Origin of the sequence: Mycobacterium sp. 3-98, from assembly GCF_035918355.1 — a bacterium.
In the GTDB taxonomy this organism is placed as follows: domain Bacteria; phylum Actinomycetota; class Actinomycetes; order Mycobacteriales; family Mycobacteriaceae; genus Mycobacterium; species Mycobacterium intracellulare.
This window is the reverse complement of sequence record NZ_CP142360.1, coordinates 1,436,047-1,448,313: the sequence shown is the minus strand read 5'-3', so window position 1 is coordinate 1,448,313 and position 12,267 is coordinate 1,436,047. Positions and strand designations below refer to the sequence as shown.

General features: G+C 70.3%; 10 protein-coding genes and 1 pseudogene. 7 read left to right on the top strand and 4 right to left on the bottom strand.

What is annotated here, in order from left to right; translation table 11 throughout:
• Window positions 1-6: 6 nt before the first annotated feature.
• Complete coding sequence (gene otsB, locus QGN30_RS07105) at window positions 7-1,149, top strand: trehalose-phosphatase (RefSeq protein ID WP_014381036.1); 1,143 nt, start codon at window positions 7-9, stop codon at window positions 1,147-1,149.
• On the opposite strand, the gene QGN30_RS07100 is transcribed toward otsB, so the two are convergent.
• Window positions 1,150-2,016: a MaoC family dehydratase gene (locus QGN30_RS07100; protein WP_009956140.1), complete on the bottom strand. Its 867-nt coding sequence runs from the start codon at window positions 2,014-2,016 to the stop codon at window positions 1,150-1,152. It lies immediately after the preceding gene.
• Between the two features lie 92 nt (window positions 2,017-2,108).
• Between QGN30_RS07100 and QGN30_RS07095 the strand changes: the two genes are divergently transcribed.
• Both QGN30_RS07095 and QGN30_RS07090 read left to right on the top strand, forming a co-directional pair.
• A complete protein-coding gene (locus QGN30_RS07095; protein WP_009956139.1) occupies window positions 2,109-2,822 on the top strand; it encodes a histidine phosphatase family protein in 714 nt (237 codons plus the stop codon).
• A 63-nt stretch (window positions 2,823-2,885) separates the two neighbouring features.
• Window positions 2,886-4,892 carry an SDR family oxidoreductase gene (locus QGN30_RS07090; RefSeq protein ID WP_014381038.1) on the top strand — a complete coding sequence of 669 codons (2,007 nt, stop codon included), beginning with the start codon at window positions 2,886-2,888 and terminating at the stop codon, window positions 4,890-4,892.
• On the opposite strand, the gene cmaA1 is transcribed toward QGN30_RS07090, so the two are convergent.
• Entirely contained in the window at window positions 4,893-5,780 is an 888-nt protein-coding gene (cmaA1, locus tag QGN30_RS07085) for a cyclopropane mycolic acid synthase CmaA1 (RefSeq protein ID WP_014942852.1), read from the bottom strand. It lies immediately after the preceding gene.
• A 56-nt stretch (window positions 5,781-5,836) separates the two neighbouring features.
• On the opposite strand from cmaA1, the pseudogene QGN30_RS07080 reads away from it, so the two are divergent.
• The 4 genes and pseudogenes from QGN30_RS07080 to QGN30_RS07065 all read left to right on the top strand — a co-directional run bounded on the left by QGN30_RS07080 (window position 5,837) and on the right by QGN30_RS07065 (window position 9,978).
• Window positions 5,837-6,870: pseudogene (locus QGN30_RS07080) on the top strand (nucleoside hydrolase).
• Window positions 6,867-7,319 (top strand): hypothetical protein, encoded by a 453-nt coding sequence (locus QGN30_RS07075; RefSeq protein WP_009957770.1) that lies wholly within the window; start codon window positions 6,867-6,869, stop codon window positions 7,317-7,319. The pseudogene QGN30_RS07080 and the gene QGN30_RS07075 overlap by 4 nt, the downstream one beginning before the upstream one ends.
• Window positions 7,320-7,436: 117 nt before the next feature.
• Window positions 7,437-8,696 carry a 3-oxoacyl-ACP synthase KasB gene (gene kasB, locus QGN30_RS07070; RefSeq protein ID WP_014381042.1) on the top strand — a complete coding sequence of 420 codons (1,260 nt, stop codon included), beginning with the start codon at window positions 7,437-7,439 and terminating at the stop codon, window positions 8,694-8,696.
• A 124-nt stretch (window positions 8,697-8,820) separates the two neighbouring features.
• Window positions 8,821-9,978, top strand: a complete 1,158-nt coding sequence (locus tag QGN30_RS07065; protein WP_248923228.1) for an alpha-hydroxy-acid oxidizing protein — start codon at window positions 8,821-8,823, stop codon at window positions 9,976-9,978.
• Here QGN30_RS07065 and QGN30_RS07060 read toward each other — a convergent pair.
• Together QGN30_RS07060 and QGN30_RS07055 are read right to left on the bottom strand one after the other, a co-directional pair.
• Window positions 9,969-11,525 (bottom strand): DNA polymerase Y family protein, encoded by a 1,557-nt coding sequence (locus tag QGN30_RS07060; protein ID WP_014383238.1) that lies wholly within the window; start codon window positions 11,523-11,525, stop codon window positions 9,969-9,971. The genes QGN30_RS07065 and QGN30_RS07060 overlap by 10 nt on opposite strands.
• Window positions 11,526-11,573: 48 nt before the next feature.
• Complete coding sequence (locus QGN30_RS07055) at window positions 11,574-12,254, bottom strand: hypothetical protein (RefSeq protein ID WP_026071206.1); 681 nt, start codon at window positions 12,252-12,254, stop codon at window positions 11,574-11,576.
• Between the last annotated feature and the right edge of the window lie 13 nt (window positions 12,255-12,267).

The window sequence follows — 12,267 nt, the reverse complement described above, 5'->3', positions numbered from 1 at the left end:
TGGCACATGCCGGTCATCATCGACCCGCGCCGCCACGACGCGGTGCTGTTCGACCTGGAAACCGACCTCGGCTCAACGCTGGCCGCGCGGCTGCGTGACGTCGGGGTGGGCACCGCCGTCGTCCCCGCGGACGGCGCGGCGCGGGCGGCCGCGGACCTGAAGGTGCGCCCGGGCCGCGCCGTCGTGGTCGCCGGGGCGGCGGCCGGCGTCGAGGCCGCCCGCGCCGCGGGATTCGCGTCGGTGATCGGCGTCGGGCCGGCCGGGAGCGCCGGCGCGCTGCGTGACGCCGGGGCCGACGCCGTGGTCAGCGACCTCGGCGAGGTCGGCGTGCGCACCGGGGACCTTCGGATGTCGCAACTGCCGGATGCGATGCGGGCCCTCACCGACGCCGCCGATGGCCTGGCCGGCCGGCGGCCGGCCGTGTTCTTCGACTTCGACGGCACGCTCTCGGACATCGTCGACGACCCCGACGCCGCGCGGCCCGTCGCCGGGGCCACCGAGGCGCTGGCGAAGCTGGCCGCCGGCTGTCCGGTCGCGGTGCTGTCCGGCCGCGATCTCGCCGATGTGACGAATCGCGTTGGCGTGCCTGGCATTTGGTACGCGGGCAGTCACGGTTTCGAGCTGACCGCGCCCGACGGGACACACCATCAGAACGACGCCGCGGCCGCGGCCATCCCGGTGCTCGAGCAGGCGGCGGCCCGGCTGCGCGACCAGCTCGGCGGAATCCCCGGAGTGGTGGTGGAGCACAAGCGATTCGGCGTCGCCGTGCACTACCGCAACGCCGGACGCGACCGCGTGGGTGAGGTGCTGGCCGCGGTGCGCGCGGCGGGGCGCCGCGACGCGCTCCGGGTGACCACCGGCCGCGAGGTCATCGAGCTGCGTCCGGATCTGGACTGGGACAAGGGAAAAACGCTGCGCTGGGTGATCGATCACCTGCACCGGGCCGGGTCGGGATCACTCACGCCGGTCTACCTCGGCGACGACATCACCGACGAGGACGCGTTCGACGCGGTGCACGACGACGGGGTGCCGATCCTGGTGCGGCACAGCGACGATGGCGACCGCGCCACCGCGGCGCTGTTCGCGCTGGACAGCCCCGCGCGGGCCGCGGCATTCACCGACCGGCTGGCCGATCAGCTCGAAGCCTAGTCAGGCGTATTCCACCACGCCGTCGTCGAGCACCACGCGAACGCCGGAACCCTCGGCGCCGGACGCCTCGGTGCGGAACACCGCCTTGCCCTCCCCGGTACGCCAGATCAGCGTGGTCAGCGTCTCGCCGGGGAACACCGGCGAGGTGAATCGCGAGGCGATCGAGGTGATGTTGGCCGCGACACCCCCACCGAGCTCGGCCACCAGCGCGCGACCCGACACCCCGTAGGTGCACAGCCCGTGCAGGATCGGCTTGGGGAACCCGGCGAGCTCGCGGGCGAACCATGGGTCGCTGTGCAGCGGGTTGCGGTCGCCGGAGAGCCGGTAGATCAGCGCCTGGTCCTCGCGGGTGGGCAGCGCGATCCGCGCGTCGGGCTCGCGGTCCGGGAACTCCGGCGCGACCGGCCGCTGACCCGGCATCCCGCCGAACCCGCCCTCGCCGCGGATGACCAGGGTGGTGAGCGTCTCGGCGATCAGCTGCCCCGATTGCGGGTCGGTGCCCCGGCCGCGCAGCACGAGGATCGCGTTCTTGCCCTCGCCCTTGTCCTGGATGTCGGCGACCTCGGAGACCACCGAGAGCTTCCCCGCGGGCGGCAGCGGGGCGTGCAGCCGGATGCTCTGCGATCCGTGTAAGAGCATGGCCCAGTTGAACTTTCCGACCAGGCCCGCCGCGCCGAAGGCCGGGCAGCAGATCACCGCGTAGGTGGGCAGCACCTGCTGGTCGATGTCGTGGCTGTTCTCGGTGGTGAACGCCAGGTCGTCGATGCCGGCGCCGACACCGAGCGCGTAGAGCAGCGTGTCCCGGTCGGTCCATTCGAAGGTCATGGGTTCGGTCACCGCGCCGACGGCACTCGGGTCAATCGCCATGGGGTCTCCTATTCCAGAAGTCGAGAGCTTTTCTGCACGTAACCATCGCAAACCCTTCCCACCGAAGGCGTCGGCAGGGCAGGCTATCTCCCATGTCCAAGCGCAGCTTGTTCCGGAAGGCCTCGGTTGCGGTCGCCGCCCTCACCGCAACGGTAATCGTCGCCGGCTGCGGCGGCTCGCCGCAGGCGCGGTCGATCACGGTGACGTTCGTCCGGCACGCCCAGTCGGAGGCCAACGCCGCCGGCACCATCGACACCGACGTGCCGGGCCCGGGTCTGACTCCGGAGGGCAAGGGGCAGGCCGAACAGATCGCGCACCAACTCGGCCGCAAGGACTACGACAGCGTCTACGCCTCCACGATGACGCGGACGCAGCAAACCGCCGCGCCGCTGGCCGCCGAGCTCGGCAAGCAGGTCGAGATTTTGCCCGGCATCCAGGAGATCAACGCCGGCTGGTACAACGGCAAACCCGAGTCGATGGCGAAGTCGACCTACCTGGTGGCCCCGGTGAACTGGATCAAGGGCGATGTGTCCTACAGCATCCCCGGCTCGATCAGCGGCAAAGAGTTCAACGACCAGTTCACCGCGGCCGTCAACAAGGTCTACAACAGCGGCCACCGCAACCCGGTGGTGTTCTCGCACGCCAACGCGATCATGGTGTGGACGCTGATGAACACCCGCAACGGCAAGGAAAGCCTGATGAACACCCACCCGTTGCCCAACACTGGCCGCGTGGTGATCACCGGCAACCCGATGACCGGCTGGACGCTGGTCGACTGGGACGGGATCCGCGACTTCCACAGCTAGCCCGCGGCCAGCCCTCGCGGATCGGCAGTTGACGTGGGCGGCTGCCGACGCCACCATGTCTTCATGCGGTATGTCGTTACCGGCGGTACCGGGTTTATTGGTCGCCGCGTCGTGTCTCGTCTTCTGGAATCCCGGCCCGACGCGCAGGTGTGGGTCCTGGTGCGACGGCGGTCGCTGGGCCGCTTCGAACGCCTCGCGGCGCAGTGGGGCGATCGGGTCAAACCGCTGGTCGCCGAGCTGCCGGAGCTGGACCTGAGCGACGAGGTCCTCGCCGAGCTGGGCGAGATCGACCACGTGGTGCACTGCGCGGCGATCTACGACATCACCGCCGGGGAGCCCGAGCAGCGCGCCGCCAACGTCGAGGGCACCCGCGCGGTGATCGGGCTGGCGCGGCGCCTGGGCGCGACGATGCACCACGTCTCGTCGATCGCCGTGGCGGGCGACTTCCGCGGCGAATACACCGAGGACGACTTCGACGTCGGCCAGCAACTGCCGACGCCCTATCACCAGACCAAGTTCGAAGCCGAACTGCTGGTGCGCTCGACGCCCGGCCTGCGCCATCGCATCTACCGCCCGGCGGTGGTCGTGGGCGATTCGCGCACCGGCGAGATGGACAAGGTGGACGGGCCGTACTACTTCTTCGGCGTGCTGGCCAAGTTGGCCGTCCTGCCGTCGCTGACGCCCATCCTGCTGCCCGACACCGGCCGCACCAACATCGTCCCTGTCGACTACGTCGTCGACGCGCTGGTCGCGCTCCTGCACGCCGACGGTCGTGACGGGCAGACGTTCCACCTCACCGCCGAGAAGACGATCGGCCTGCGCGGCATCTACCGCGGCGTGGCCAAGGCGGCCGGGCTGCCGCCGCTGCGCGGGTCGCTGCCCCGCTCGGTGGCCGCCCCCGTCCTCAACGTGCGCGGCCGGGCCAGGGTGCTGCGCAACATGGCGGCCACCCAGCTGGGCATCCCCGCCGAGGTGTTCGACCTCGTCGACCTGCCGCCCACCTTCGTCAGCGAGAAGACCCGAAACGCCTTGCGGGACTACGAGATACGGGTTCCCGAGTTCTCCTCCTACGCACCGAAGCTGTGGCGGTACTGGGCGGAACACCTCGATCCGGACCGCGCGCGCCGCGACGATCCGCGAGGACCGTTGCACGGCCGGCACGTCATCATCACCGGCGCGTCCAGCGGCATCGGCCGGGCGTCGGCGATCGCGATCGCCGAGCGCGGCGCCACGGTGTTCGCGCTGGCCCGCAACGGCGCCGCGCTGGATGAGCTGGTCGCCGAGATCCGCGCCAATGGCGGTGCCGCCCATGCCTTTACCTGTGACGTCACCGATTCCGCGTCGGTGGAGCACACCGTCAAAGACATCCTGGGGCGCTTCGACCACGTCGATTACCTGGTGAACAACGCCGGCCGCTCGATCCGCCGCTCGGTGGTCAACTCCACCGACCGGCTACACGACTACGAACGGGTGATGGCGGTCAACTACTTCGGCGCGGTGCGAATGGTGCTGGCGCTGCTGCCGCATTGGCGCGAGCGGCGATTCGGCCACGTCGTCAACGTGTCGAGCGCCGGCGTGCAGGCACGCAACCCCAAATACAGCTCCTACCTGCCGACCAAGGCCGCGCTGGACGCGTTCTCCGACGTGGTCGGATCCGAGGTGCTGTCCGACCACATCACCTTCACCAACATCCACATGCCGCTGGTGCGCACCCCCATGATCGTGCCGTCGCACCGGCTCAACCCGGTCCGGGCGATCAGCCCCGAACGCGCGGCGGCGATGGTGGTGCGCGGGCTGGTGGACAAGCCCGCGCGCATCGACACCCCGCTGGGCACGCTTGCCGAGGCCGGAAATTACTTCGTCCCCAGGACTTCTCGGCGAATCCTGCACCAGCTCTATCTCGGCTATCCCGACTCGGCCGCGGCGCGCGGGCTGGCACCCGCCGCCCAAGCGCCGCCGCCGGCCGTGCGCCGCAAGCCCAACCGGCCCGTCCGCGCCGTCACCGGCGGCCTGCGCACGCCGCGGGGCGTCAAGCGGCTGGTGCGCCGGGTGCCCGGCGTGCACTGGTGATCATTTCTCCAACGTGAACTGGTTGACGTCGACGTAGCCCACCCGAAAGGCGTCGGCACAGCCGGTCAGATATTTCATGTACCGCTCGTAGACTTCCTCGGACTGCACCGCGATGGCTTCCTCCTTGTGGGCTTGCAGCGCGGCGGCCCAGATGTCGAGGGTCTTCGCGTAGTGCGGCTGCAGCGACTGGATGCGGCTCACGGTGAAGCCGTTCGCGGTGGCGCGCTCCTGCACCATCGGTATCGACGGTAACCGCCCACCCGGAAAGATCTCGGTGACAATGAATTTGATGAATCGGGCGAACGTGAACGAGATGGGCATGCCGCGCTCCACCATCTCGGTCGGGTGCAGACCGGTGATGGTGTGCAGCAGCATGACCCCGTCGTCGGGCAGCAGGTCATGCGCCATGGTGAAGAACGCGTCGTAGCGCTCGTGCCCGAAGTGCTCGAAGGCGCCGATGCTGACGATCCGGTCGACCGGCTCGTCGAACTCCTCCCAGCCCTGCAGCAGGATCCGCGCGGAACGGGGGCTCTTCGACTGCGCGATCAGCCGCTCGACGTGCTCGGCTTGGTTGCGGCTCAGGGTGAGGCCGACAACGTTGACGTCGTATTTCTCCACGGCGCGCATCATGGTGGCGCCCCAGCCGCAGCCGACGTCGAGCAACGTCATGCCCGGTTGCAGCCCGAGTTTGCCCAGGGCGAGGTCGATCTTGGCGATCTGCGCTTCCTCCAGCGTCATGTCCTCGCGCTCGAAGTAGGCGCAGCTGTACGTCTGGGTCGGGTCGAGGAATAGCCGGAAGAAGTCGTCCGACAAGTCGTAGTGGGCCTGCACGTCGTCGAAGTGCGGCGTTAATTCAGTGCCCTCCGGGGGCTCCGACGTTGTGGGCATCAGCTCAGCCTAATAGCCGAGATGGCTATGTTGTAGACAATGAACGGTTGTAGACAATGAACGCTCCCGTTTTCGTCGACGTCGACACCGGCGTGGATGACGCGCTGGCGCTGATCTACCTGTTCGCCAGCCCGGACGCCGAGGTGGTCGGCATCGCCTCGACCGGTGGAAACGTCGGGGTGGAGCAGGTCTGCGAAAACAATCTCGGCCTGCTGCGGCTGTGCGAGGTCACCGGCATACCGGTTTCGAGAGGCTCCGATCAAACCCTGACCGGACCGATGTGTTTGCCGTCAAAAGTCCACGGCCCCAGGGGATTAGGCTACGCCGAGCTGCCACCGGGTGGGGACGGGCTCACCGACTACGACTCCGCGGACGCGTGGGTGCGGGCGGCGAAGGCCCACCCCGGGGAGCTCATCGGCGTGGCGACCGGCCCGTTGACCAATCTGGCGCTGGCGCTGCGCGCCGAACCACCCTGCCGTCGCTGCTGCGCCGGCTGGTGATCATGGGGGGTTCCTACGACCACCGGGGCAACACCACCACGGTCGCGGAATGGAACATCAGCGTGGACCCGGAGGCCGCGGCCGAGGTGCTGGCGGCCTGGGGCCAGGAAACCGTTGGCCACCAACGGCTTCCGATCCTGTGCGGGCTGGATTTGACCCGTAAGGTCGCGATGACACCGGAGCACCTGGCCCGGCTGGCGGCCGCCGCCGGGTCGACGACCACGCCGCTGAGCGAACACGACGAACGCGCAACCCGGTCCACGGCGTCCAACCCCCTGATCAGGGTGATCGAGGACGCGACCCGGTTCTACCTGGAGGCCTACCACGACCTCGGCCACGGGTATCAAGCACACATGCACGATCCGTTGGCCGCCGCCGTCGCGCTGGATCCGGGGCTCGTCAACACCCGGCCGGCGACGGTGGACATCGAGCTGACCGGGACCCTGACCCGCGCCATGACGGTGACCGACTGGTCGGGTCGACGAGAACCCAACGCGCTCATCGGGATTGACGTGGACGCAGCGGGGTTCTTCGATCGGTTCATCGAGCGGGTGGGCCCCTTCGCGCGCCGGTTAGCCGATACCCCATGAAGTTTCGTGCCATCGAGCTGATCCGGGCGGGGTGGGGCGGCGTGCTGCTGGCCGCCCCCGCCGAGGTGCTGAGCCACATCCACGGGGTACGGGTCGATCGCAAGGCGATCGTCGTCACCCGGATCCTGGGCGCTCGCCATCTGGTCCAGGCGGCGTTGTCGGGGGTCGACCCCGGCCCGGAGGAGCTGGCGGCCGGGGTCTGGGTCGACACGGTGCACTCGGCGACCGCGCTCGGCCTGGCCCTCGTCGACCGGCGCCGGGCCCGCGGCGGGGTGACCGACGCCGTGGTCGCGGCGTCGTGGGCGTTCCTGGGGTGGCGCCATTTGCGCACCGGTCAGGCCAGGACCGGCGCTCTCCGCGGCCGCGACCGGCTGGCCCGCGCCGTTCTGCGGGCGTTGCCCGGCGGCCGCGCCCTGGTGGCGCAGGCGCAGGCGGTACGCGCCGATTAACGCCACGCCCTTGACGTCAGGGACAATGGGAGTTTGTGTTGGCATGATTTGGTGGGATGTGTGGGGCTCGGCGTCAATTCGTTAGCAGCTCTCATCAAATGAAAGGTTTCGGAAGTCATGGCGGAGCTGGTTACGGGGAAAACGCTGCCGAACGTGGTCGTCACGGGCATTGCCATGACGACCGCACTGGCGACTGACGCCGAGTCCACGTGGAAGCTGTTGCTGGACAGGCAAAGTGGCATCCGCAAACTCGAGGACTCGTTCGTCGAGGAGTTTGACCTGCCGGTGCGCATCGGCGGTCATCTACTCGAGGATTTCGACGGCGGACTCACCCGCGCCGAACGCCACCGGATGGGCTACCTGCAGATGATGTCGACCGTCCTGGGCCGGCGGGTCTGGGAGAACGCCGGCTCGCCCGAGGTCGACAGCAACCGGCTGATGGTGTCCGTCGGCACGGGCCTGGGCTCGGCGGAGCAAATCGTGTTCAGCTACGACGACCTGCGCGCCCGCGGGATGAAGGGTGTCTCCCCGCTGGCGGTGTCCAAGTACATGCCCAACGGGGCAGCCGCTGCGGTGGGCCTGGAGCGGCACGCCAAGGCCGGGGTCATCACCCCGGTGTCGGCGTGCGCATCGGGTTCGGAGGGCGTCGCCCAGGCGTGGCGCAACATCGTCTTCGGGGAGGCCGACATCGCGATCTGCGGTGGCGTGGAGGTCAGGATCGAGGCGGTCGCGATCGCGGCGTTCGCGCAGATGCGGATCGTGATGTCGACCAAGAACGACGACCCCGTCGGCGCGTGCCGCCCGTTCGACCGCGACCGGACCGGCTTCGTGTTCGGCGAGGCCGGCGCCCTGATGGTGATCGAGACCGAGGAGCACGCCAAGGCCCGCGGGGCCAACATCTTGGCCCGCATCATGGGCGCCAGCATCACCTCCGACGGCTACCACATGGTGGCCCCCGACCCCAACGGCGAACGCGCCGGGCACGCCATGAGCCGCGCCATCCAGCTCGCCGGGCTCTCCCCCAGCGACATCCACCACGTCAACGCCCACGCCACCGGCACCTCGGTCGGCGACGTCGCCGAGGGCAGGGCCATCAACAACGCCCTGGGCCCCCACGGCGGCAACGCCGCCGTCTACGCCCCCAAGGCCGCCCTGGGCCACTCCGTGGGCGCCGTGGGCGCCGTCGAATCGATCCTGACCGTGCTCGCGCTGCGCGACCAGGTCGTGCCGCCCACGCTGAACCTGGAAAACCTCGACCCCGAGATCGACCTGGACGTGGTGGCCGGCAAACCCCGCCCCGGCAACTACGAGTACGCGATCAACAACTCGTTCGGCTTCGGCGGACACAACGTGGCGACCGTCTTCGGACGCTACTGACGCGCGCATAGCGAAGCGCATCGAAACCGCTTAGTGCCGAACGCGTTTTCGCCACACCGGCGACCCGTCGGACCGCATCCTCGAACACGGTTTGGTGCACGGGGTGCGGGGTACTGGACCGACTATGGCCTTCGCCGACTATCAAAAAGAGCTGTACGACCAGTCGCTGCACGGTAATCAGCCGCAGTACCCGATCAGGTTCGAGGACCTGGAGGAAAAGGCGGCGGCGGCGATGGCACCGAAGGTGCTGCAGTACGTCGCGGGCGGCGCCGGTGACGAGCACACCCAGCGCGCCAACTGCGCGGCCTTCAAACGGTGGGGGCTGTACCCGCGGATGGGGATCGCCCCCGAGGAGCGCGACATGTCCGTCGAGCTGTTCGGCATGAGGTTTCCGTCACCGATCTTCATGGCGCCCATCGGCGTCATCGGGGTGTGCGACCCGGAGGGCCACGGGGACATGCTCTGCGCCCGGGCCTCCGTCCGCACCGGCGTCCCGTTCTTCGTGGGCACGCTCACCTCCGACCCGATGGAGGATATCGCCGCCGAACTGGGCGATAGCCCGGCGTTCTTCCAGCTGTACACGCCGCCGGACCGCAAGATGGCCGCCAGCCTGGTGCACCGCGCCGAGGCGGCCGGCTTCAAGGCCATCGCGGTCACCCTGGACACCTGGGTCACCGGCTGGCGGCCCCGCGACCTCAGCGGGGGGAACTACCCCCAGGTGCCCAGCGGGTGCCTGGCCAACTACACCAGCGATCCCGTTTTTCGCTCCCGCTTGAGCCGGGGCGAAGACGCCACCGAGGCGGCGGTGCGCAAGCTGCCCATTTTCGGCGGCCCGTTCCGGTGGGACGACCTGGAGTGGCTGCGGGCGGAGACCGACCTGCCGCTGATGGTCAAGGGCGTCTGCCACCCCGACGACGTCCGCCGCGCCAAAGACATTGGCGTGGACGGCATTTACTGCTCCAACCACGGCGGCCGGCAGGCCAACGGCGGGTTGCCCTGCCTGGATTGCCTGCCCGACGTGCTCGAGGCGGCCGGCGGGCTGCCCGTGCTGTTCGACTCGGGCGTGCGCAGCGGGGCCGACATCATCAAGGCCCTCGCGCTGGGGGCGACCGCCGTCGGGATCGGCCGCCCCTACGCCTACGGGCTGGCCCTCGGGGGCGTCGAGGGCGTCGTGCACGTGCTGCGCTCGCTGCTGGCCGAAGCGGACCTGATCATGGCCGTCGACGGATATCCCTCGCTCAAGGACCTGACGCCGGAGGCGCTGCGGCCCACCTACTCGTAGCTGCCCTCGAGGTACCAGCGCCGCTGGCGATAGCACAACAGCAACGCACGCTCGCTTTCCAGCAGGATCTGGGCGCGGGCGGTGCGGCCGGACCCTTGACCGGCCCCCTGACCGCCCACGGGCCGGTCGTCCCACCACCGCTCGTCGACCGGCCAGGGGCCGGCCCACCAGCACAGCCGCTCGTCTCGGCCCTGGCTGATCATGCGGGCGGGGTCGGCGGAGAACAGCCCGCGGTTGGTCACCCGTATCGGGTTCCCTTGGGTGTCAAGCAATTCCACCGGATCGTCCAGCAACACCGCCGGTGACGGCGCGGGCAGCCGGCCGGGCCACGGCAGATCGGGATCGGCCCGCGGCACCGGCTCGTCGCCCAGCGGGATCAGCGTGATGCGCTCGGCCGGCCCGCGACCCCCGGACAGCACCGGCACTCGCACCGCCTCCGGACCGAGCAACCCCTGCACCCGCACCAGCGCCCGGCGGGCCCGCAGCCTGTCCTCCTCCCCCAGCCCACCCCAGAGCGGCAACTGCAGCGCCTCGGCGGATACCACCTCCACCGCCTGCAGCCGCAACAGCGTCACCGCGGCGGTGGGCCGGGGATCGCGCGCGGTGCGATTGCTCAGCCAGCCGTCGAGCTGCCAGCGCACCCGGTCGGCGGTGGCGTCCTCGGTCAACGGCTCGGCGCACCGCCACACCCGATGGCGTTCTTCGCCGTTGGCGGTGACGGCGTGGATGGCCAGCCGGGTGCATCCCACGCCGGCGGCCATCAGCGCCTGATGCAGCGTTCCGGCCAGCGAGCGCCCGGCGAACGCCGCGGCATCGACCCGGTCGATCGGCGGATCGCAGTCCAGCACGGCCTCGAGCTCGGCCGGCGGCTCCCGCCCGGAGGGCGGCCGTTCGGGCTCGCCGCGGGCCAACCGGTGCGCGGTCACCCCGTCGGCGCCGAACCGGGAGGCCACATCGCTGCGCGACAGCGCGGCGAACTGCCCGATGGTGCGAATCCCCATCCGCCACAACAGGTCCGTCAGCTCTTCCCGGCCCGGACCGGACAGGCTCGGCTCGGTGGCGAGTTGGCGGATGGACAGGACCGACAAAAACCTCGCGTCGCCTCCCGGCTCGACGACGCGGCCCGCCCGCGCCGCGAAGACCGCGGTGGACAACTGGTCGGCGATCCCGACCTGACACTCGGCGCCGGCGGCGGCCACGGCATCGATCAGCCGTTCGGCGGCGACGGCCTCGGACCCGAAATAGCGGGCCGCCCCGCGCACCGGCAACACCAGGAGCCCGGGCCGCAGCACCTCGGCGCGGGGCACCAGGTCGTCCACCGCCGCGATCACCGCTTCAAAGAAGCGGGCGTCGCGGTCCGCGTCGGCGGTGGTGACATGCAGCTGCGGGCACCGGGCCGCCGCCTCCCGGCGTCGCAGCCCCCGGCGCACCCCCACCGCGCGGGCGGCCGACGAACAGGCGACCACCCGGTTGGCCAGCGTGACCGCGACCGGGACGGACGCGGACAGATCCGCGGCCGCCGCCGCCGCGACCGCGGGCCAATCCATGCACCAGATCGCCAAAACCCTTGAACCAGAAGGGGTTACCACCGGAGTTCACCCCGCTCGCGCTTGGGCCGTCACCCGTCGTCCCGCACACATCCCGCTGACCTGCAGCCGCACCCCGCTGATCCGCCCGAATCCGGGGGCGGGCGTTCCCCAGTGCGGGGTGATCTCGTAGCCACAGACCCGGGCCGCCAGCCGCGTCGGCGCGCCCTGCCAATCGCCGCCGGTGACCAGCAGAGTGCAACCCTTGCTGCGGGCCCGCGCCACCACCGCCCGCGCCCGCGTCGGCGGCACCCGGCGCCCGCCCAGCCCGAGGACCACCAGATCCATGCCGTCGACGAGCACCGCGGCCACCTCGACCGGATCGGTTCCGGGATCCGGTATCACCGCGAGCCGGCTCAGATCCGCCCCCATCTCCGCGGCGGCCAGCAGCCCGATGTCCGGCTGGCCGACGATCGCGGCGTTGCCACCGGCCGCCGTGACCGCGGCGACCATGCTCAACAACAGCGACCGGGCACCCGAGAGCACCGCCACCGTTCCCCGCGGCAGCGGCGCCGGCAGCAGGTCCGCCAGCCACTGCGGCAGCGCCAGCTGGGACTCCGAGTCCAGCAGGTCGTCGGGGACGGTCGGCCCGGCCTTTTTCGAGGAGATGCTCGCCATCCGCCGTCGAAGCGATTCGAGCTGCTCAGCGCGGGTTTCTTCGCGGTGACTGGAGGCAAAAGCCGCGGTCATGACCTAGCCTCCT

Excerpts from the sequence above, each read along its gene's own strand:
- cmaA1 (WP_014942852.1), bottom strand. The coding sequence starts at position 5,780 with ATGCCCACAACGTCGGAGCCCCCGGAGGGCACTGAATTAACGCCGCAC.
- QGN30_RS07060 (WP_014383238.1), bottom strand. The coding sequence starts at position 11,525 with ATGGATTGGCCCGCGGTCGCGGCGGCGGCGGCCGCGGATCTGTCCGCG.
- QGN30_RS07065 (WP_248923228.1), top strand. The coding sequence starts at position 8,821 with ATGGCCTTCGCCGACTATCAAAAAGAGCTGTACGACCAGTCGCTGCAC.
- QGN30_RS07095 (WP_009956139.1), top strand. The coding sequence starts at position 2,109 with ATGTCCAAGCGCAGCTTGTTCCGGAAGGCCTCGGTTGCGGTCGCCGCC.
- kasB (WP_014381042.1), top strand. The coding sequence starts at position 7,437 with ATGGCGGAGCTGGTTACGGGGAAAACGCTGCCGAACGTGGTCGTCACG.
- QGN30_RS07090 (WP_014381038.1), top strand. The coding sequence starts at position 2,886 with ATGCGGTATGTCGTTACCGGCGGTACCGGGTTTATTGGTCGCCGCGTC.
- otsB (WP_014381036.1), top strand. The coding sequence starts at position 7 with ATGCCGGTCATCATCGACCCGCGCCGCCACGACGCGGTGCTGTTCGAC.
- QGN30_RS07100 (WP_009956140.1), bottom strand. The coding sequence starts at position 2,016 with ATGGCGATTGACCCGAGTGCCGTCGGCGCGGTGACCGAACCCATGACC.
- QGN30_RS07055 (WP_026071206.1), bottom strand. The coding sequence starts at position 12,254 with ATGACCGCGGCTTTTGCCTCCAGTCACCGCGAAGAAACCCGCGCTGAG.
- QGN30_RS07075 (WP_009957770.1), top strand. The coding sequence starts at position 6,867 with ATGAAGTTTCGTGCCATCGAGCTGATCCGGGCGGGGTGGGGCGGCGTG.